Annotated in this window: 16 protein-coding genes; 10 read left to right on the top strand and 6 right to left on the bottom strand. The window is 61.5% G+C overall.

Going from position 1 to position 20056, the window contains the following annotated elements:
• Positions 1 to 4 precede the first annotated feature (4 nt).
• Complete coding sequence (locus HDC30_RS02035; protein WP_007968626.1) at positions 5 to 595, bottom strand: amino acid synthesis family protein; 591 nt, start codon at positions 593 to 595, stop codon at positions 5 to 7.
• A gap of 461 nt (positions 596 to 1056) precedes the next feature.
• On the opposite strand from HDC30_RS02035, the gene HDC30_RS02030 reads away from it, so the two are divergent.
• Both HDC30_RS02030 and HDC30_RS02025 read left to right on the top strand, forming a co-directional pair.
• Positions 1057 to 2100: a YCF48-related protein gene (locus HDC30_RS02030; protein ID WP_027613078.1), complete on the top strand. Its 1044-nt coding sequence runs from the start codon at positions 1057 to 1059 to the stop codon at positions 2098 to 2100.
• Positions 2097 to 4481: an RND family transporter gene (locus HDC30_RS02025; protein ID WP_183780373.1), complete on the top strand. Its 2385-nt coding sequence runs from the start codon at positions 2097 to 2099 to the stop codon at positions 4479 to 4481. The genes HDC30_RS02030 and HDC30_RS02025 overlap by 4 nt, the downstream gene beginning before the upstream one ends.
• Before the next feature lie 181 nt (positions 4482 to 4662).
• Here the strand turns inward: HDC30_RS02025 and HDC30_RS02020 are convergent, their stop codons facing one another.
• Complete coding sequence (locus HDC30_RS02020) at positions 4663 to 5382, bottom strand: FadR/GntR family transcriptional regulator (protein WP_007917986.1); 720 nt, start codon at positions 5380 to 5382, stop codon at positions 4663 to 4665.
• A 186-nt stretch (positions 5383 to 5568) separates the two neighbouring features.
• On the bottom strand, positions 5569 to 7305 hold the full coding sequence (locus HDC30_RS02015; RefSeq protein WP_097087141.1) for an IlvD/Edd family dehydratase: 1737 nt from the start codon (positions 7303 to 7305) through the stop codon (positions 5569 to 5571).
• Between the two features lie 194 nt (positions 7306 to 7499).
• Between HDC30_RS02015 and HDC30_RS02010 the strand changes: the two genes are divergently transcribed.
• The 8 genes from HDC30_RS02010 (at position 7500) to HDC30_RS01975 (ending at position 14276) form a co-directional block, all read left to right on the top strand.
• A complete protein-coding gene (locus HDC30_RS02010; protein WP_007968618.1) occupies positions 7500 to 8822 on the top strand; it encodes an MFS transporter in 1323 nt (440 codons plus the stop codon).
• A gap of 146 nt (positions 8823 to 8968) precedes the next feature.
• A complete protein-coding gene (araD1, locus tag HDC30_RS02005) occupies positions 8969 to 9961 on the top strand; it encodes an AraD1 family protein (protein WP_183780370.1) in 993 nt (330 codons plus the stop codon).
• 9 nt (positions 9962 to 9970) lie between these two features.
• Entirely contained in the window at positions 9971 to 11551 is a 1581-nt protein-coding gene (locus HDC30_RS02000; protein WP_183780367.1) for an aldehyde dehydrogenase (NADP(+)), read from the top strand.
• Between the two features lie 179 nt (positions 11552 to 11730).
• Complete coding sequence (locus tag HDC30_RS01995) at positions 11731 to 12033, top strand: DUF5629 family protein (protein WP_183780365.1); 303 nt, start codon at positions 11731 to 11733, stop codon at positions 12031 to 12033.
• Entirely contained in the window at positions 12030 to 13205 is a 1176-nt protein-coding gene (locus tag HDC30_RS01990) for a lactonase family protein (RefSeq protein WP_183780363.1), read from the top strand. Before HDC30_RS01995 ends, HDC30_RS01990 begins: the two co-directional genes overlap by 4 nt.
• Positions 13206 to 13362: 157 nt before the next feature.
• Positions 13363 to 13542 carry a hypothetical protein gene (locus HDC30_RS01985; RefSeq protein WP_097087152.1) on the top strand — a complete coding sequence of 60 codons (180 nt, stop codon included), beginning with the start codon at positions 13363 to 13365 and terminating at the stop codon, positions 13540 to 13542.
• A 270-nt stretch (positions 13543 to 13812) separates the two neighbouring features.
• Positions 13813 to 14022, top strand: coding sequence for a hypothetical protein (locus HDC30_RS01980; RefSeq protein WP_027613086.1), 210 nt, complete (start codon positions 13813 to 13815; stop codon positions 14020 to 14022).
• The gene (locus HDC30_RS01975) at positions 14019 to 14276 is read left to right on the top strand and encodes a hypothetical protein (protein WP_047598405.1); all 258 of its coding nucleotides are present in this window, start codon (positions 14019 to 14021) and stop codon (positions 14274 to 14276) included. The genes HDC30_RS01980 and HDC30_RS01975 overlap by 4 nt, the downstream gene beginning before the upstream one ends.
• A gap of 171 nt (positions 14277 to 14447) precedes the next feature.
• Here the strand turns inward: HDC30_RS01975 and HDC30_RS01970 are convergent, their stop codons facing one another.
• Genes HDC30_RS01970 through HDC30_RS01960 form a run of 3 tightly spaced genes read right to left on the bottom strand, consistent with a single transcriptional unit; the run spans position 14448 to position 19911 of the window.
• Positions 14448 to 15032 (bottom strand): glutathione S-transferase, encoded by a 585-nt coding sequence (locus tag HDC30_RS01970; protein ID WP_183780361.1) that lies wholly within the window; start codon positions 15030 to 15032, stop codon positions 14448 to 14450.
• The gene (locus tag HDC30_RS01965; RefSeq protein ID WP_183780359.1) at positions 15029 to 18670 is read right to left on the bottom strand and encodes an AAA family ATPase; all 3642 of its coding nucleotides are present in this window, start codon (positions 18668 to 18670) and stop codon (positions 15029 to 15031) included. Before HDC30_RS01965 ends, HDC30_RS01970 begins: the two co-directional genes overlap by 4 nt.
• Entirely contained in the window at positions 18667 to 19911 is a 1245-nt protein-coding gene (locus tag HDC30_RS01960; RefSeq protein WP_115989598.1) for an exonuclease SbcCD subunit D C-terminal domain-containing protein, read from the bottom strand. The genes HDC30_RS01965 and HDC30_RS01960 overlap by 4 nt, the downstream gene beginning before the upstream one ends.
• Positions 19912 to 20056 lie beyond the last annotated feature (145 nt).

Here is a 20056-nt window from a genome sequence, read left to right as displayed (position 1 = left end):
GTGATTACTGGGCTTTTTCGGCGGCCAGTTCTTCCAGATCGATGTAGCGGTTGCCGATGCGCGGGTGCAGGCGGCCACCGTCGGCGCAACCGAGCACCACCACGATTTCGTCGGCACGCGGCGCGTCTTCGATCTGCATTTCCAGGGTGATGTAGTGCGAGCGCAGCCCTTCGTCGTCCTTGTGCATCATCGGGATCTGGATCGAGGTGCCCGGGCCGCCGCGCTTGTTGGTGAAGCTCAGGTAGCTCTTGGCTTTGACCGCCTCGCGGTAGTGGTTGCCGAAGCGCAAGGTGTGGATCACCGCCGAGGCGTGTTCGATCTCACCGTCGGCGCCGACCACTGCCGCTTTGCCGTACGCCTCGATCTTCTCGGCGCCGCCGATGATGCCCACCAGACGCTCGACCATCATGGCGCCGAGGTCGGAGCAGTTGGCGCGGATCTGCGGTTTCAGATCCTCGACGAAACCGTTGCCGACCCACGGGTTTTTCATCACCACGGCCAGGCCGACCATGGTCACTGGCTTGTCAGTGGCCTTGCCGCCTTCGATGAAGGTTTCTTCGACATAGCTGACGATCTTGCGAATTTCGAAACTCATGAGCTGCTCCGTAGGGGGATTGAGAGTGTCTGTGCGTCTGATGGTATACCATAATACCGATCGTGCAAGTCCCCCACGCAAGATTTGCCGCATCCATCAGGCGAATGGCGCTGTATTCATCTGCCACCACAATTCCCCCAAACACCATTAACCCTTGTGGGAGCGAGCCTGCTCGCGAATGCGGTGGGTCAGCCGATGAAGATGGCGACTGCAAGGGCATCTTCGCGAGCAGGCTCGCTCCCACAGGGAAATTCATTCGTTACAGGGGCCGCTTTCGGTTAACAAAAGATAACGTGGCGCCGATTGTCAGACGTTTCCAAAGCCCGATAGGATGAGCCAGCTTCCCAAGGCGCTCTGGACTGCGGGTTTCACGGCTATGCTTGTGACCTGTCAGTCACCACGAGCACCCTTGCGGCGCCCTAAGGCCCAATGGCCTAACAATAATAAATAGGGGAAGGTCTATGAGTCGTTGCCGCCCGCCGGCGTTTCGCAACACCGCGTTGCTGGCCACAGCCCTCACACTGCTGGGCTGTGCTGCCTTGTCGGCACCCGTGCTGGCTGCCGAAGCGCCCGCCGACGGGGTGTATTCCACCGAATCGGCCAAAGCCGCCAAAAGCCTGATACTCGATGTAGTCCACGCCGGCACCCGGTTGGTGGCGGTGGGTGATCGCGGGCACATTCTCTATTCCGATGACCAGGGCAAGACCTGGACCCAGGCCAAGGTGCCGACCCGGCAACTGCTGACGGCGGTGTATTTCGTCGACGACAAGCACGGCTGGGCGGTCGGTCACGACGCGCAGATTCTCGCCAGCGAAGACGGCGGCCTGACCTGGAGCAAACAGTTCGAAGACCTCAAGCGCGAAGCACCGCTGCTCGACGTCTGGTTCCAGGACGTTAATCACGGTGTTGCGGTCGGTGCTTACGGTGCATTGCTGGAAACCACCGACGGCGGCAAGAACTGGCAAGACGTCAGCGACCGTCTCGACAACCAGGATCAGTTCCACCTCAACGCCATCGCCGCCGTCAAGGACGCCGGGCTGTTCATCGTCGGCGAGCAGGGCAGCATGTTCCGCTCCCCGGACTGGGGCCAGACCTGGGAGAAAATCCAGGGCCCGTATCAAGGCTCGCTGTTCGGCGTGATCGGCACCGCGCAGGCGCAGACTCTGTTGGCCTACGGCCTGCGCGGCAACCTCTACCGCTCCAGCGATTTCGGCAGCACCTGGCAGCAGGTCGAACTCAAGGCCGCGCGCGGTGCGCTGGAGTTCGGTCTGTCCGGCGCGACCCTGCTCGCGGATGGCTCGATTGTGATCGTCGGCAACGGCGGCTCGGTGATCAGCAGCAGCGACAACGGCGAAACCTTCAGCGTGTTCAACCGCCCGGACCGCATCTCGCTGTCCTCGGTCACTGCGGCCGGCGACGGCAATCTGATTCTGACCGGGCAGGGCGGCGTGCACACCACGCAGCCCAACGGCGCCGAGATCAATAATAAGAAGGCGGGGCTATGACTTCCTTGAGCACTCATCATCAGGACAAAGCGACGTTCCTCGAACGTCTGATTTTCAACAACCGCCCGGCCGTGATCCTGATCTGCCTGGTGGTCAGCGTCTTCCTGTTCTGGCAGGCCACGCTGATTCGGCCGTCCACCAGTTTCGAAAAAATGATCCCGCTCAAGCATCCGTTCATCGAGAAGATGATGGAGCACCGCAACGATCTGGCGAACCTGGGCAACACCGTACGGATTTCGGTGGAAGCCAAGGACGGCGACATCTTCTCCAGGGAGTACATGGAGACGCTGCGGCAGATCAACGACGAGGTGTTCTACATCTCCGGCGTCGACCGCTCCGGCCTCAAGTCGCTGTGGAGTCCGAGCGTACGCTGGACCGAAGTCACCGAAGAAGGCTTTGCCGGCGGCGAAGTGATCCCGCAGAGCTACGACGGCTCGCCGGACAGCCTCGACATGCTGCGCAACAACGTCCTCAAGTCGGGGCAGGTCGGGCGTCTGGTGTCCAACGACTTCAAATCGAGCATCGTCGACATTCCGCTGCTGGAGTCCTACCCGGACCCGCAGGATCAGGGCAAGCTGCTGGCGCTGGACTACCGCCAGTTCTCCCATGAACTCGAAGACAAGATCCGCAACAAGTTCGAAGCGCAGAACCCCAACGTCAAGATCCACATCGTCGGTTTCGCCAAGAAGGTCGGTGACCTGATCGACGGGCTGGTGATGGTGGTGATGTTCTTCGGCATCGCTTTCGTCATCACCTTGATCCTGCTGCTGTGGTTCACCAACTGCCTGCGCAGTACCGTGGCGGTGTTGAGCACCACACTGGTGGCGGTGGTCTGGCAGCTCGGGCTGATGCACTTCTTCGGTTTCGGGCTGGATCCGTACTCGATGCTGGTGCCGTTCCTGATCTTCGCCATCGGCATTTCCCACGGCGTGCAGAAGATCAACGGGATCGCCCTGCAATCGAGTGAAGCGGACAACGCTCTGACCGCGGCGCGGCGTACCTTCCGGCAACTGTTCCTGCCGGGGATGATCGCGATTCTCGCCGACGCCGTCGGCTTCATCACTCTGCTGATCATCGACATCGGCGTGATCCGCGAGCTGGCAATTGGCGCCTCCATCGGCGTGGCGGTGATCGTGTTCACCAACCTGATCCTGCTGCCGGTAGCGATTTCCTATGTCGGCATCAGCAAGCGCGCCATCGCCAAGAGCAAGAAGGACGCGAATCGCGAACATCCGTTCTGGCGCTTCCTGTCGAACTTCGCCAGCCCGAAAGTCGCACCGATCTCCATCGCTTTGGCGCTGATCGCTTTCGGCGGCGGCCTCTGGTACAGCCAGAACCTGAAAATCGGCGACCTCGACCAGGGTGCACCGGAGCTGCGTCCGGACTCGCGCTACAACAAGGACAACAACTTCATCATCAACAACTACTCCACCAGTTCCGACGTGCTGGTGGTGATGGTCAAGACCGCCACCGAAGGCTGCTCGCGCTACGAAGCCATGGCGCCGATCGACGAACTGATGTGGAAGATGCAGAACACCGAGGGCGTGCAGTCGGCAATCTCGCTGGTGACCGTGTCCAAGCAGATGATCAAGGGCATGAACGAGGGCAACCTGAAATGGGAAACCCTGTCGCGCAATCCGGACGTGCTGAACAACTCGATCGCCCGCGCCGACGGCCTGTACAACAACAGCTGTTCGCTGGCGCCGGTGTTGATCTTCCTCAACGACCACAAGGCCGAAACCCTCGACCGTGCGGTACACGCGGTGCAGGAATTCGCCAAGGCCAACAACAAGGACGGTCTTGAATTCATCCTCGCCGCCGGTAACGCCGGGATCGAAGCGGCCACCAATGAAGTGATCAAACAGGCCGAGCTGACCATCCTGATCCTGGTGTACATCTGCGTCGCGGTGATGTGCATGATCACCTTCCGTTCATGGGCGGCGACGCTGTGCATCGTCCTGCCGCTGGTGCTGACCTCGGTGCTGGGCAACGCGCTGATGGCGTTCATGGGCATCGGCGTCAAGGTCGCGACCCTGCCGGTGGTGGCGCTGGGCGTGGGCATCGGCGTCGACTACGGCATCTACATCTACAGCCGTCTGGAGAGTTTCCTGCGCGCCGGTCTGCCGTTGCAGGAAGCCTATTACCAGACCCTGAAATCCACCGGCAAAGCGGTGCTGTTCACCGGTCTGTGCCTGGCGATTGGCGTGTGCACCTGGATCTTCTCGGCGATCAAGTTCCAGGCCGACATGGGCCTGATGCTGACCTTCATGCTGCTGTGGAACATGTTCGGTGCGCTGTGGCTGCTGCCGGCGCTGGCGAAGTTCCTGATCAAACCGGAAAAGCTGGCGGGGCAGAAGGGCAACTCGCTGTTTGCTCACTGATCCGGATGCCTGAAACGACAAAGCCGCAACCTTGGGGTTGCGGCTTTTTCATGCCTTGAACTTCACGCTGACCCCCTGTGGGAGCGGGCTTGCTCGCGAATGCGGTGTGTCAGATAAGTTTGTGCCGACTGACACACCGCATTCGCGAGCAAGCCCGCTCCCACAGGGGATTTGTGGTGTGTCAGGAGAGCTCGGTGCCTAGCACGACGCTAAGCGCACTGCGCGCATCATCCAGCTGCACCAGCGTTGCATGCCTTGCACCCAGCGCATCACGGTTCTCGATCGCCGTAAGAATCGCTTTGTGCCGCGGCAACGCCAGTTCATGCAGATTCGGCCGCTGGTTGGAATGCTTCAACGCCTCGGCAATCGCCACCGAAAGCATGTTGCACAGGTTCGCCAGCAGATCGTTATGGGTCGCGTCGGCGATGCGGCTGTGGAAGTCCAGGTCCGGTTGCAGCAAGGCTTCCGGCGTCGGCGCGGCTTCCATGCGTTGATAGGCCTCGCCGATGGCCGCGATGTCAGCCTCGGTCGCGTGCTGGGCGGCGAGGGCGGCAGCGGCCGGTTCGATGATGCTGCGCACACTGGTCAGCACATTGAAGAATTCATTCTGCGGACTGCTTTGCATCAGCCAGTGCAGCACGTCCGGGTCGAGCATGTGCCATTCGCGACGGGCCTTGACCACCGTGCCGACGCGCGGTTTTGAATACACCAGCCCCTTGGCCACCAGCACCCGCGTGGCTTCGCGCAACACCGGCCGGCTCACCGCGTATTCCTCGCACAACAGCGCTTCGGCGGGCAGTTTGTCGTCGGGCAAAAAACGTCCGGAGACGATCTGCATGCCCAGTTCCTGGACAATGCGCGAGTGCATGCTTTTACGGTCGGAAGGTTTGCGGTAATCCATGGGGAACGGCGCGATCCTGAGCGATGGAGATGCCGCGCATCATAGCAGGCGTGCGGCGATCTTGAGGCCGATGCATAGCAAATGTAGGAGTGAGCCTGCTCGCGATGGCGGTGTGTCAGTCAGCATGTGTAACAACTGGCGGACCTTTATCGCGAGCAGGCTCACTCCTACAGTAGATCTGCGGGGTTAGTGAGAATGACGCGGGACTTCCGCACCTCGGCAACCGACGAGGAAGTCGAAATCACAGCCCTGATCCGCCTGCAGCACATGGTCGATGTACAGCTGACGATAGCCGCCGACCAGTAGCTGCTGCGGTGGCTGCAGATCCGCCATGCGCGCCGCCAGTTCGGCATCCGGAATATCCAGATGCAAACGCCCGCTGGCGCAATCCAGCTCGATCCAGTCGCCTTCCTGCACCACCGCCAACGGCCCGCCGGCCGCCGCTTCCGGGGCAACGTGCAAAACCACCGTGCCATACGCAGTGCCGCTCATCCGTGCATCGGAGATGCGCACCATGTCGGTCACGCCCTGAGCCAGCAGCTTGGCCGGCAAGCCCATATTGCCGACCTCGGCCATGCCCGGATAACCCTTCGGCCCGCAGTTCTTCATCACCAGAATCGAGTCTTTATCGACGTCCAGTTCCGGATCATTGATCCGCGCCTTGTACATGTCGAAGTTCTCGAACACCACCGCACGACCCCGATGCTGCATCAGTTCAGGCGTGGCGGCGGACGGCTTGAGCACCGCACCCAGCGGTGCCAGGTTGCCGCGCAGCACGCAGATACCGCCGTCAGCGCGGATCGGATTGTCAAGGGTACGGATCACTTCGTCCTCGCCGTAGATCGGCGCGTCCTTGGTGTTCTCGCCCAGCGTCTTGCCGTTGACCGTCAGCGCATTCGGATTGGGGATCAGATTGGCCTCGCCGAGACGACGCAGCACCGCCGGCAAGCCACCGGCGTAGTAAAACTCTTCCATCAGGAAACGCCCGGACGGTTGCAGGTCGACAATGGTCGGCATGCCGCGCCCGATACGCGTCCAGTCGTCCAGATCCAGCTCGACACCGATGCGCCCGGCGATCGCTTTCAGGTGGATCACCGCGTTGGTCGAACCGCCAATAGCCGCGTTGACCCGAATGGCGTTTTCAAAGGCTTCCTTGGTCAGGATCTTCGACAGGCGCAAGTCTTCGCGCACCATCTCCACCGCGCGCATGCCGGACATGTGCGCCAACACGTAACGTCGCGCATCCACCGCCGGAATCGCCGCGTTGTGCGGAAGGGACGTGCCCAGTGCTTCGGCCATGCAGGCCATGGTCGACGCGGTGCCCATAGTGTTACAGGTGCCCGCCGAGCGTGACATGCCGCCCTCGGCCGCGAGGAAGTCGTCAATGGTGATAGTGCCGGCCTTGACCTGCTCGCTGAGCTGCCAGACCACCGTGCCGGAGCCGATGTCCTTGCCCTTGTGCTTGCCGTTGAGCATCGGCCCGCCGGTGACGACGATCGCCGGCACATCGCAACTGGCCGCGCCCATCAGCAGCGCCGGAGTGGTCTTGTCGCAACCGGTCAGCAGCACCACGCCGTCAATCGGGTTGCCGCGAATCGCTTCTTCGACGTCCATGCTCGCCAGGTTGCGGGTGAGCATGGCGGTGGGGCGCAGGTTCGACTCGCCATTGGAGAACACCGGGAATTCCACCGGAAAGCCACCGGCCTCGATCACCCCGCGTTTGACGTGCTCCGCAATCTGGCGGAAATGCGCGTTGCACGGGGTCAGTTCCGACCAGGTGTTGCAGATGCCGATGATCGGCTTGCCATGAAACTGGTGGTCGGCGATGCCCTGATTCTTCATCCAGCTGCGGTACATGAAGCCGTTCTTGTCGGCAGTGCCAAACCATTGGGCCGAGCGCAGGGTGGGTTTCTTCTCAGACATGATCGATTCTCTTATTGTAAGACTATTGTTTGCGAGTCACGGCTAAACATAAGCGTAAAATCGCCGCTTTGGAAGTGTTGTTGGGTAATTAGTATTACTATATAGTCGTTTTCGACGGAGGGATCGGCCCTGGCGGTTTTCCACGAGAGGCGTCCCCCGAGGTTCTATAAAAACAACAATCGGAGACCGATCCCATGAGCCAGGAACTGCGGCTTGTTCGCCGCATCACGCTGAAACTGATTCCCTTCCTGATCCTGCTGTACCTGATCGCCTATGTGGATCGCTCCGCCGTCGGCTTCGCCAAGCTGCACATGGGCGCCGACATCGGCATCGGTGACGCGGCCTACGGTCTCGGTGCCGGGCTGTTTTTCATCGGCTACTTTCTTCTCGAAATCCCCAGCAACCTGATGCTTGAGCGCTTCGGTGCGCGGCGCTGGTTCGCGCGGATCATGATCACCTGGGGCGCGATCACCATCGGCATGGCGTTCGTCCAGGGGCCGCACAGTTTCTACGTGATGCGCTTTCTGCTCGGCGCGGCGGAGGCGGGGTTCTTCCCCGGCGTTCTCTACTACATCACCCAATGGTTCCCGGTGCGCCATCGCGGCAAGATCCTCGGCCTGTTCATCCTCTCCCAGCCGATCGCGATGATGATCACCGGCCCGGTGTCCGGCGGCTTGTTGGGCATGGACGGCATCCTCGGCCTGCACGGCTGGCAGTGGCTGTTCATCGTCATCGGCACCCCGGCGATCCTGCTGACCTGGCCAGTCCTGCGCTGGCTGCCCGATGGCCCGCAAAACGTGAAGTGGATGGATCAGGCCGAGAAAGACTGGCTGACCGGCGAACTGAAAAAGGATTTGCAGGAATACGGCCAGACCCGTCACGGCAACCCGCTGCATGCACTCAAGGACAAACGCGTGCTGCTGCTGGCGCTGTTCTACCTGCCGGTGACCCTGAGTATTTATGGCCTCGGCCTGTGGCTGCCGACGCTGATCAAACAGTTCGGCGGCAGCGATCTGGTGACCGGTTTTGTCTCGGCGGTGCCGTACATCTTTGGCATCGTCGGTCTGCTGATCGTGCCGCGCAGCTCCGACCGCATGAATGATCGCTACGGCCATCTGGCGGTGCTCTATGTACTGGGTGCGCTGGGCCTGTTCTTCAGCGCGTGGCTGACCCTGCCGGTGGCGCAACTGGCGGCGCTGTGCCTGGTGGCGTTCGCGCTGTTCTCCTGCACGGCAGTGTTCTGGACCTTGCCCGGGCGGTTCTTTGCCGGTGCGAGTGCGGCGGCGGGGATTGCGTTGATCAACTCGGTGGGCAACCTCGGTGGCTACATCGGCCCGTTCGTGATCGGGGCGTTGAAGGAATACACCGGGAATCTGGCTTCGGGGCTGTATTTCCTCAGCGGGGTGATGGTGTTCGGTTTGATTCTTACCGGAATCGTCTACCGCGTGCTTGAGCGCAAACACGTGCTGCCGGTCGAGCAGTTCGCCGCCAGTGCACGCGGTGCCACCCGAACCTGACTAGACAACGCTGGCCCCTGTGGGAGCGAGCCTGCTCGCGAAGAGGCCATCACATTCAACATTGTGGGTGACTGACACACCGCTTTCGCGAGCAGGCTCGCTCCCACAGGGGAACGGCGGTGTTTTTGAGGGAATAGGAGAAATTTATGCATCTGGTTCAATTCGAATTGATTAACGGCGAGCGCCGCGTCGGCGTGGTCGACAACGGGCTGATCCGCGAAGTGCAGGACGCCCGCAGCGTTCGCGATCTCGCGCTGGCCGCGATTGAGGCCGGCGGCACTCTGGAGCAGCAAGTACAAAACCACGGCCTGGGCATCAGTCATGACTATGCGCTGTTGCTCAAAGACCGGCGCATCCTGTCGCCGCTGGATCACCCGGATCCGGCGCACCTGCTGGTCAGCGGCACCGGCCTCACGCACCTGGGCAGCGCTTCGGCGCGGGACAAGATGCACCAGCAGGCCGGTGACGAAGCGCAAATGACCGACACCATGCGCATCTTCAAGTGGGGCGTGGAGGGCGGCAAACCGGCGGCGGGGCAGGCGGGCGTGCAGCCGGAATGGTTCTACAAGGGCGACGGCAGCATCGTCGTGCGTCCGGGCGAAGCGTTCCCGTTGCCGCCGTTTGCCGAAGACGCCGGCGAGGAACCGGAAATGGCCGGGCTCTACGTCATCGGCCACGACGGCAAACCGTATCGCCTCGGTTTCGCGGTGGGCAACGAGTTCTCCGATCATGTCATGGAGCGCAAGAACTACCTGTACCTGGCCCACTCGAAACTGCGCAGTTGCAGCTACGGCCCGGAACTGCGCACCGGTGAATTGCCTCAACATCTGGCCGGCAGCAGTCGCATCCTGCGTAACGGCGAAGTGCTGTGGGAAAACGAATTTCTCAGCGGCGAAGCCAACATGTGCCACAGCCTCGCCAACCTTGAATACCACCATTTCAAATACCGCCAGTTCCTGCGTCCCGGCGACGTGCACATCCACTTTTTCGGCACCGCAACCCTGTCGTTCGCCGATGGCATCCGCACCCAACCGGGCGACCGGTTTGAAATCAGCCAGGCCGAATTCGGCGCACCGCTGGTCAACGGCATCGCCCCGGCAGCAGCGGCTTTTCAACCGGACAGCATCGGCACCCTTTAAGGAGCTCCCATGACTCAGATTCTCGGCCACAACTACATTGGCGGACAGCGCAGCGCAGCGGGCAATGTGAAACTGCAAAGCGTCGACGCGACTACTGGCGAACAGCTGCCGTACGATTTCATTCAAGCGACTGAGGCCGAAGTCGATGCCGCCGCCAAAGCCGCCGCAGCAGCGTACCCGGCCTATCGCAGCCTCAGCGGCGAACGCCGCGCGCAATTTCTCGACGCGATTGCCGATGAACTGGATGCCTTGGGTGATGATTTCGTCGCGCTGGTCTGCCGCGAAACCGCGCTGCCGGCGGGGCGGATTCAGGGCGAGCGCGGGCGTACCAGCGGGCAGATGCGCCTGTTCGCCAAAGTCCTGCGGCGCGGTGATTTCTACGGTGCGCGAATCGATTTGCCATTGCCGGATCGTCAGCCATTGCCGCGTCCAGATCTGCGCCAATACCGCATTGGCCTCGGCCCTGTCGCAGTGTTCGGTGCGAGCAACTTCCCGCTGGCGTTCTCGACGGCCGGTGGCGACACCGCTGCGGCGCTGGCCGCCGGCTGCCCGGTGGTGTTCAAGGCCCACAGCGGCCACATGGCAACCGCTGAACTTGTTGCCGACGCACTGATTCGCGCCGCCGAAAAAACCGCGATGCCGGCAGGCGTTTTCAACATGATCTACGGCGGTGGCGTTGGCGAATGGCTGGTCAAGCATCCGGCGATCCAGGCAGTGGGTTTTACCGGTTCGCTCAAGGGCGGTCGGGCACTGTGCGACATGGCAGCGGCGCGGCCGCAACCGATCCCGGTGTTCGCCGAGATGTCGAGCATCAACCCGGTGATTGTTCTGCCGCAAGCCTTGGCTGAGCGCTCGGAAACCATTGCCCGCGACCTGACCGCTTCGGTGGTGCAGGGCTGCGGCCAGTTTTGCACCAATCCGGGATTGGTCATCGGTATCCGCTCGCCGCAGTTCAGCGCCTTCGTCCAGCAAGTCGCCGGGCTGATTGGCGACCAACCGGCGCAGACCATGCTCAACGCCGGTACCCTCGGCAGCTATGGCAAAGGTCTGCAAAAGTTGCTGTCGCATTCCGGCATCGAGCATCTGGCGGGTAATGTGCAGCAGGGAAGTCAGGCGCAGCCGCAACTGTTCAAGGCAGACGTCAGCCTGTTGATCAACGGCGATGAAGTGCTGCAGGAAGAAGTGTTCGGCCCGACCACGGTGATCGTCGAAGTGGCCGACAAGGCCGAGCTGAGCGCGGCGCTGCAGGGGCTGCACGGCCAACTGACGGCGACGATGATCGGCGAACCGGACGACTTCGAACGCTTCCCGGAACTGACGCCGCTGCTCGAACAGAAAGTCGGACGGATCCTGCTCAATGGCTATCCGACGGGTGTGGAAGTGTGTGATTCGATGGTGCATGGCGGGCCGTATCCGGCGACGTCGGATGCGCGCGGAACGTCGGTGGGGACGCTGGCGATCGACCGGTTCCTGCGCCCGGTGTGCTTCCAGAATTACCCCGACAGCTTGCTGCCGGAACCGCTGAAGAATGGCAACCCGTTGCGCATTCAGCGGCTGGTGGATGGCAAGCCCTCGCGCGACGCGTTGTAACTGACAGCCGATATCCCTGTGGGAGCGAGCCTGCTCGCGAATGCATTCTTTCAGTCAGCCTTTCATGGCCTGACACACCGCATTCGCGAGCAGGCTCGCTCCCACAAGGGTTCCCATAAGGCCTCTGGATCACATTGAGCTATCATTGGCCCTTTCCCCCCTAAGAAAGACTGTTTGCCATGACTGCCCCAACCCTTCTCAACGCCCTCGAACACTGCGGCATGGTCGAAATCGATGGCTTGCATGCCTTCGAATTCGCCCTCGACGAAGACGACAACCTGCACATCGAATGTATCGATGGCCGCACGGCCAAGCATTGGGAGTTCACCCCGGCGCAGGTTACGGCGGCGACGTTTGACGAAGATCTGCAGAGCTGGCTGATCATTGGCTACGCCAACGACACCAAGACCACCGGCGAGCACCGTCTGGTCTGCCTCGGTGATGTAGTCAGCAGCAGCGATGACGAGGAAGACAATCAATGAACATGCGTAAATTCTGGCCACTGCTGATGGCCGGCAGCGTCGGTGCGATGGGCCTGTCCAGTGCCAGCGCCGAGACCTATCAATTGCTGGTGGGCTCCTACACCGCTGGCACCAGCCAAGGCATCTATCGAATGAATTTCGATAGCGCCACCGGACAGATCGCTGCCAGGCCGCTGCAAGTGCTGAAGAGCGAAAACCCGTCGTGGCTGACCCTGTCCAAAGACCAGCATCGGCTGTTCGTGGTCAACGAAAACGGCCCCGGCCAAAAAGATCCGGTCGGCCGCGTCAGCAGCTACTCGATCGATCCGAAGACCCACACTCTGACCCTGATCAATCAAGTGCAGAGCCTGGGCAACGAGCCGACCCATTCGAGCCTCAGCGGCGATGCCAGCCATCTGTTCGTCAGCAACTATTCGGTGGTGGAAGATCCGGGCGGCACCCTCGCGGTGTTGCCGGTCGGCGCCGATGGCAAGCTCAAACCCGTGGTGCAGATGAGCGCGCACCCGGCGAGCCGGGTCAACCCCGAGCGTCAGGCCTCGAACCACGTGCACTCGACAGTGTCCTCGCCGGATGGTCGCTACGTGTTCTCCAACGACCTCGGGGCGGACAAGGTCTTCATCTACCAGTTCGACCCGAAGGCCAACCCGGACCTGCCGCTGACCCCGGCGAAAACCGCTTCGGTGAGCCTGCCGGCCGGCAGCGGCCCGCGTCATCTGCTGTTCAGTGCCGACGGCAAGCATGCCTGGCTGACCATGGAAATGAGCGCGCAGGTCGCGGTGTTCGACTACCACGACGGCGTGCTGACCCAGACGCAAATGGTCGATCTGGCCGCCGGTCAGCCGACCTCGGACAAAGCCGCCGCCGCGCTGCATGCCTCGGCCGATGGCAAGTTCCTCTACGTCAGCAACCGTGGCACCGCCAATCAACTGCTGGTGTTCAGCATCGATCCGGCGACCGGGCAGCTCAAAGAGCTGCAAAAGCGTTCGGTGGAAGGCGATCACCCGCGTGAGTTCAGCCTCGATCCGAGTGGCAAGTTTCTGCTGATCGCCAACCAGAAGAGCAACGAAATTGTCGTCGTCGAGCGCGATGCCAAGACCGGTCTGCTCGGCAAAACCGTGCAAAAACTGCCGATGGACGCCCCCAGCGACCTGAAGTTTATAGTGCGACAATAAGCCACAGGCCCCGGTTTGCGGGGCCTGTCTCGTTGTATTAATCGCGCTGATATCCGGTAATGCTACAAAGCATTTCAAGCGATCAACCCTCGAGCGTTAAGTTTGCTTCACGGCCCAACCGGGCAAAGCAAGCCAACCGAACACGAGGGTTACCGCCATGAACTTCAATCTCTTCTCGATCATCGCCGCTTCCGCCATCTCCGCCACCGTCGCATTGCCAGCCAGTGCCAACGCTGAAATCAGCAGCAAAAAATCCCACACCCAGAGCTATACCCAGAAATATCTGCAACAGAGCGCCAACTTCTACGCCGCGCTGGATCACAAAGCTCAACACTGAAAGTCTGATTTGGCACCACTCCCTGTAGGAGCTGCCGAAGGCTGCGATCTTTTGATCTTGTTTTTAAAAAGCAAAATCAACAGATCGCAGCCTTCGGCAGCTCCTACACGTGTGCGTGTGTTTTTCGCAGCCTGATAGGTTTCTTGAACCGCGCAAATAGACCGGCTAAATAATCAACCAAGCTGATGTTTACTATGGCAAACCCTGAGTGGTTACCGCGGCTTTTTTGATTGATCCTGACGGCACTGAAACATGCCCACGGAGCACATCATGGCCAGTTCAATCATTACCTCAGCCAAGCGCGGCGCCTACCTGGCCATCGGTCTTTACCTGGCCCTGGTGCTGTTTGTCAGCATCGCCGCGCAAACCCAACACAGCTTCGACGCACCGATCCAGGTCGCACACCCCGGCATCCAGTTCGAACACCGCGCAGACGTGCTGGTTGATCGCGCTGAACTCGCAGGAGTGGGCGGCGCATGAAAGGCTACAGACTCTGGGTCATCGCCGGGCTGGCACTGATGACCAATGGCGCCGCGTTACTTGGCTTCGGCCAAGGCTCGGTGGGTGCGCTGGCGCGGGCCATAGAGGCCAATCACAGCATTGCGCACAATATCGAAAGGGCGAACTCGCAGGGGTTGCTGGCCGGTAATCCGCCGATCAAGGCTGAGGTCGATTTTCTTGGGCCGTTTGAAGTGGATTGCATGGCACTAGGCATGTGCAACGCCTTGGCTTAGACAACCCGATCATTGTGGTGAGGGGATTCATCCCCGATGGGTCGCGAAGCGGCCCCAGACCCGGCGAACCGGATTATTCTGATACACCGAGGTGTCTGATTTCAGGGCAGCTTCGCCGCCCATCGGGGATGAATCCCCTCGCCACAAGGAGTTCGGTACCAGGAGTTCGGGTTACTTCTTCATGATCGCCGTGAACAGCTCGGACTCAAGAAAACTTTGCAACCACGCCTGCAACCGCACATAAGGCGTCTGCGCAAACCACTCGCGATCAACATGCGCAAACTGCCGAACGAACGGCAGCAACGCCACATCCGCAAGACTCAAGTGATCGCTCAGCAAGTAATCGCGATCCCTCAGCAACTCATCCAACTGCTGCAAAAACAACGCCCCCTCAGCGCGATAAACCTCCATCGGCTGCTCGGGATAGCGCTCGGCGTACTTGTAGCGGTTCAAATGCACCTTGAACCCCTGATCGTTAGCCTCGATCACCCCGGCAATCCGTGAATCACCACCGAGCAGCCAATCGTCCGGATCATGCTGCGCCAACGCCCAGCGCATGATCTCCAGACTTTCATCAATCACCTGCCCATCGGCATCCAGCACCGGCACCGTGCCTTTGGGCGAGATCGCCAGCATCGCGGCCGGTTTGGCCTTGAGGCTGACTTCGACAATCTCCACCGGCACCCCCGAATAACGCAGGGCCATCCGCGCCCGCATCGCATACGGGCAGCGGCGGAACGAATACAGCGTGTTCATTTCACCTCCAGCGTACTCAAGCCGTTGCCCTGGCGTTGCACCTGAATCTGCACCGGAATCCGTTCGTGCATTTCCTGCACGTGGGAAATCACTGCGACCTTGCGTCCCTGCGCCTGCAAACCGTCGAGGGCGTCCATCGCCAGTTGCAGCGATTCCGGATCGAGGCTGCCGAAGCCTTCGTCGATGAACAGCGATTCGATTTTCAGCGTGCTCGAGGCCATCGATGCCAGCCCCAATGCAAGGGCCAGCGACACCAGGAAGGTTTCGCCGCCGGACAGCGAATGCACCGAGCGCAATTCGTCGCCCATCTCGGTATCCATCACCAGCAGGCCGAGCATGCTGCCACCGCGTTTCAAGCGATAGCGTTTGACCAGTTGGCGCAGCTGCACGTTGGCGTGATGTACCAGCAGGTCGAGGTTGTAGGCCTGGGCGATCTTGCGGAAGGTGTCGCCGGTGGCCGAGCCGATCAACGCATTCAGACGCGCCCAGCGCTGGTACTCGGCATAGGCGTCGGCGATCTGCTGCGCGAGTGCCTGATTGGCGTTTTGCCGGCGCTGATCTTCGGCCTGTTCGGCGCGCAGTTCGGCGCACTGTTGCTCGCTGAGGTTGAACTGGTTTTGCAGATCGGCGAGGGCGCTGGCGAGTTGTTCGGCATCGACATTGCCGTTGTGCTGCGCCTGATGATCGGCCAGACGCTGATCACGTTCCTGCAGCAGCACCTTGGCCTGTTCGATGGCTTTTTCGTTGTGCTGCAAGCGTTGGCGCAGTTCACTGAGCTGCGTGTCATCGATGCGCAACAGATCTTCGAGGCCGCCGTCATCCAGTTCAGGATGGCGTGCGCGCCAGTCGGCAATCTTCTGCGTCAGTTCGTCGTCTTCGCTTTGCAGTGCCTGCAAGCGTTCTTGCTGAGCCTTGAGTTCGGCGCCAATCTGCACCCGTTGCGTGCGCACGTTCTGCAGTTCCGCAGCCGTGCCGGTTTCGGCGTTGCGCGCCTGCTCCACAGCCTGTTCCAGTTGCTGCTGCCAGTGTTCGGCGCTGCTGTGTTCGCCCAGCAGTTGCGCGAGTTTCGCCTGGCAGGCCTGTTGCTGCTCGGCCAGTGCGCTGAATTGCTGCTCGGCGCTTTGCAACTGCTGTACGCGGCTGAGCTGGCGATCCTGTTCTTTCTCCAGCGTCTGCTGGCGTTGCTGCTGTTCGGCCAATTCTTCTTTCTGCTGATCAACCTGCGCCAGGCGCTCGGCAATCTGCCGATCCAGCTGCATGAAGGTCGCCGCCGGCTCGACGCGCAAGGCTTCGAGGGTGTCGGCAGGCAGCAGGCTGGCGAACGCAGTGAGCTCTTCGTCGAGGCGCTGACGGTCGCTGCTCAGTTCGCGTTGTTGGTTGCTCAGGTGCTGCGCCGCTTGCTGATGCGCGGTTTCGGCATTGCGCAGTTGCTGGGTCAGACGCGCCGCGTCCTGTTGCAGGGTGAGCAGGGCGCTCTGGCGTTGTTCGTCCTGAGTGATGCTCTGGTTCAACTGATCGTTCTGCCGGGCCAGCCAGGCGTCACGCTTGTCGGCGTCCTGATTGAGCAACTGAGGCGCCAGCGGATGGGCCTCCAGACTCGGCGCCAGTGCCTGCAGCTGGACGGTCAATTGCTCCTGCTGTTGCAACAGCTCTTTCTGCCGGGCGATCACACCACCGACTTCTGCGCGCAGCTCAGTGAGTTTTTCCTTGAGCTGATCCACCGCTTGCTGCGCGTTGGCCTGTTCGCTTTCATCATGACGGCCGAGGCTTTGCAGCAGCGCTTCCGGCTGATGATACGGATGCTCGTTGCTGCCGCAGACCGGGCAGGGCTGGTCGTCCTGCAACTGCGCGCGCAACTCTTCGACACTGGCGCTGCGGGCCAGACGCTGGCGCTCGAGCAGTTCACGGGTGACGTTGAGGGTTTGTTCGGCGACGGTCAGCTCGGCCTTGGTTTTCACCCCGTCCTGGGTCAGACGTTCACGTTCCTGTTGCGCATCGAGCAAGCGCTGCTGCAGCTCGGCACCGCGTTTTTCCAGTTCCTGCTGACTGGCCCAGAGCCGCGTGAGGTCTTCGATGGCGCGCAGTTGTTTGCGGTTGTCCTGCAACAGATTGCCGAGGATACCGATCTGCTCGGCGACGGCATCCGGCTCGGCGCCGGCCTCTTTGAACAGCAATTCCAGTTGCTGTTTCTGCGTGGCCAACGCGTCGGCGCTGTGCGCGGCGTTCTGTTCGAGGGTCGCCAGTTCGGCCTGGCCCTTGTTCAGGCGATTGCCGATCAGCATCAGCTGTTGCAGGCGATCGCGATAGGCATTCCACGCATCGCTGAGCGGTGCCAGATCGGCACTTTGTTCCAGCTCGGCGGCGATTTTCTGCAAGCGTTCAGCGACTTCGGCCTGTTTCGTCTGCAACGCTTGAATCGCGCTCTGGCCTTCGGTGCAGGCTTGCTCGGCGGACTGCCGGGCCTCGGCGCTGAGTGCGGTGTCCTTGGCGAGGCGGGCAAGGGAGCTTTGCTCGTCGAAGGCCTGACGCAGCAGCGGGGCACTTTCGCTGTGCCGCTGCTGCGCTTCGCTCAGGGCGATTTTCACCGCATCCAGTGCCTGTTCCAGTTGCGTCTGGCGCTCGTTGAGCTCGCCGTGTTGCTGGGTATGCGCGGCAATCTGTGCCGCCAGCGGCGTCAGTTGCGCATCCAGTTCAGTCTTGCGCGCGAACTGGTGGCGTTGCGGCGCGAGTTGCTCCAGGCGCGTCAGTTTCAGGCGTTCACCCGCCAGACCTTCCCACTGTTGCTGTGCACTGTGCAATTGTTCGGCTGCGGCTTGTTGCGCGTCCTGCAACTGGCGCAAATCCTTGAGCCAACTGTGCTGTTGTTCCAGTTGCTTGAGCTGCGCTTGTTGCAACTTCAATTGCTGCTGGGCAGAGTTGAAGCGTTCGTCCAGCTCGGCCCGCGCTTCTGGCGTCAGCGGGGTGACGCCGGTGGCCTGATCCTGCAGCAGCTTGTGCGCTTCGCGGGCCTCTTTGGTCTTGTCGAAGGCGCGGCGGCCGAGGCGGGTGTAGAGCGCGGTGTCGGTGAGTTTTTCCAGCAGTTCGCTGCGGTCGTTGTCGTCGGCCTTGAGAAATGCGCTGAACTCACTCTGGGCCAGCAGCACGGCACGGGTGAACTGTTCGAAGTTCAGGCCCAGCGCGGCTTCGAGTTGGGTTTTGTATTCGCCTTTCTGGCTGGCGAGCAGTTGATCCTGATCGATGTCGCGCAGGCTCTGCCGGCTGGCCTGCAACTTGCCGCCGGCCTTCTCGCGGGCACGGTTGGCTTCCCAGCGCGCACGGTAACGGCGACCATCGACGCCGACGAAATCCACCTCTGCATAACCTTCACCGGTACCACGGCGCAGCAAGGTGCGCGGGTCGCCGGTGGCGATTTCGCCGTCCGCATCCGGAACCTTGGCGTCACGGCCAGTGTTGTTCAGCCGCGGCACGGCGCCAAACAGCGCCAGGCACAGGGCATCGAGCAAGGTACTTTTACCGGCGCCGGTCGGCCCGGTGATCGCGAACAGGCCAGCACTGGCCAGTGGTTCGGCGGTGAAGTCGATTTCGAACGGCCCGGCCAGCGAGGCGAGGTTCTTCAAGCGAATGGCGAGAATCTTCATGGCTGCTCGCCCTCCATCTGTACGTCCTGCAGCAGTTCGGCGAAGTCCTTGAGCGTCTGCTCATCGACCTCGTTGCCGTAATTGTCGAGCCAGGCGCGGCTGAACAGCTCCTGCGGAGTGAGTTGATCCAGTTCGACCAGCGCGCTGCCGTCGTCGCTGCCATCGGCGCCACGGTTGCCGGCGTACTCGGCGGCGATCCGTACCAGTCGCACGGCTTTGCCTTGCAGGGCGTTTTCCACCTGATGGCGCAGATCCGGCTGCGGCTCATCGAGGGTTACGCGCACTTCCAGCCATGGCTGGCGCTGGGTTTCGGCGAGCAGATCGATGTTCGGCAGGTCGGCCAGTTGCAGCAGGATCTCCGCCAGCGGCGCCGGGCCGATGCGTTGCAGGTTGACCGAGCGCGGGATCAGTTTCGGCTCGACGCTGACCAGGGTTTCGCCATCGAGGGTGACGTCGAGAATCTGGTGCTGATAACCGATCTCCGAAAACGACAGCGGAATCGGCGAGCCGCTGTAGCGAATGCGTTCTTCACCGTTGACCTTCTGCGGCTTGTGCAAATGGCCGAGGGCGACGTAGCTGATGCTCGGCCCGAACAGGCTGGCGGGCAGCGCTTCGGCGTTACCGATGATCAGGCTGCGCTCGGAGTCTTCCGAGACCGAGCCGCCAGCCATGTGCGCGTGGCTGATGGCGACCAGCGCCTGACCCGGCTGGCGCTTGGCATTCGCCGCTTCGATCAGCCATTCATGCACCTGACCGATACCGCGCAGATAGTTGTCGCCCAGATGCGCACCGGTCACCTCGGCTGGACGCAGGAATGGCAGCGCCAGGCACCAAGCGGCGATTTCGCCTTGGGCATTCGGCAGTGGCAGCAGCAGCCGTTCGGCGTCGAGCTGGCCGTCATCCAGCCACAACACCCGCCCCAGCGCATGGGTGCGCAAACGGCGCATCAACGGCGCGGGCAGTTCGATGCGCGAGCCGGAATCGTGGTTGCCGGCAATCATCACGATGGTCAGCAACGGCTGCTGCTCGTGAGCGCTGACGATGAAGTCGTAGAGGCGTTCCTGGGCTTTGACCGGCGGATTGACCGTGTCAAAGATGTCCCCGGCAATCAGCAGCACATCCGGCTGCGCCAGTTGCAGTTGGCGCAGCAGCCATTCGAGAAAGCACGCATGCTCGAAATCGCGCTCCTGGCCGTGCAGGTTTTGCCCAAGGTGCCAGTCGGAGGTGTGGAACAGACGCAAGGTGGACTCCGCTACATAAACAGGTGATGGCCGCGGGGAAATGATGGGCGGCTAAAGAGGGGGGAGTTTACTGGCAAACGGGCGGACTTGCCCAAAGGCTTGAGAGATCAGGAGGTCGTGGCGGATGCCGTCTGTCGCTACTGTC

This window comes from Pseudomonas sp. JAI115 (assembly GCF_014200835.1).
GTDB lineage: Bacteria > Pseudomonadota > Gammaproteobacteria > Pseudomonadales > Pseudomonadaceae > Aquipseudomonas > Aquipseudomonas putida_A.
The sequence above is the reverse complement of the archived record's forward strand: the minus strand, read 5'-3'. Positions and strand labels throughout refer to the sequence as shown.

What these genes read in the sequence shown, in the direction of transcription:
- HDC30_RS02000 (WP_183780367.1), top strand. Translation starts at nt 9,971, where the DNA reads ATGACTCAGATTCTCGGCCACAACTACATTGGCGGACAGCGCAGCGCA.
- HDC30_RS02020 (WP_007917986.1), bottom strand. Translation starts at nt 5,382, where the DNA reads ATGGATTACCGCAAACCTTCCGACCGTAAAAGCATGCACTCGCGCATT.
- araD1 (WP_183780370.1), top strand. Translation starts at nt 8,969, where the DNA reads ATGCATCTGGTTCAATTCGAATTGATTAACGGCGAGCGCCGCGTCGGC.
- HDC30_RS01985 (WP_097087152.1), top strand. Translation starts at nt 13,363, where the DNA reads ATGAACTTCAATCTCTTCTCGATCATCGCCGCTTCCGCCATCTCCGCC.
- HDC30_RS01970 (WP_183780361.1), bottom strand. Translation starts at nt 15,032, where the DNA reads ATGAACACGCTGTATTCGTTCCGCCGCTGCCCGTATGCGATGCGGGCG.
- HDC30_RS01990 (WP_183780363.1), top strand. Translation starts at nt 12,030, where the DNA reads ATGAACATGCGTAAATTCTGGCCACTGCTGATGGCCGGCAGCGTCGGT.
- HDC30_RS02015 (WP_097087141.1), bottom strand. Translation starts at nt 7,305, where the DNA reads ATGTCTGAGAAGAAACCCACCCTGCGCTCGGCCCAATGGTTTGGCACT.
- HDC30_RS02025 (WP_183780373.1), top strand. Translation starts at nt 2,097, where the DNA reads ATGACTTCCTTGAGCACTCATCATCAGGACAAAGCGACGTTCCTCGAA.
- HDC30_RS01980 (WP_027613086.1), top strand. Translation starts at nt 13,813, where the DNA reads ATGGCCAGTTCAATCATTACCTCAGCCAAGCGCGGCGCCTACCTGGCC.
- HDC30_RS01995 (WP_183780365.1), top strand. Translation starts at nt 11,731, where the DNA reads ATGACTGCCCCAACCCTTCTCAACGCCCTCGAACACTGCGGCATGGTC.
- HDC30_RS02035 (WP_007968626.1), bottom strand. Translation starts at nt 595, where the DNA reads ATGAGTTTCGAAATTCGCAAGATCGTCAGCTATGTCGAAGAAACCTTC.
- HDC30_RS02030 (WP_027613078.1), top strand. Translation starts at nt 1,057, where the DNA reads ATGAGTCGTTGCCGCCCGCCGGCGTTTCGCAACACCGCGTTGCTGGCC.
- HDC30_RS01965 (WP_183780359.1), bottom strand. Translation starts at nt 18,670, where the DNA reads ATGAAGATTCTCGCCATTCGCTTGAAGAACCTCGCCTCGCTGGCCGGG.
- HDC30_RS01975 (WP_047598405.1), top strand. Translation starts at nt 14,019, where the DNA reads ATGAAAGGCTACAGACTCTGGGTCATCGCCGGGCTGGCACTGATGACC.
- HDC30_RS02010 (WP_007968618.1), top strand. Translation starts at nt 7,500, where the DNA reads ATGAGCCAGGAACTGCGGCTTGTTCGCCGCATCACGCTGAAACTGATT.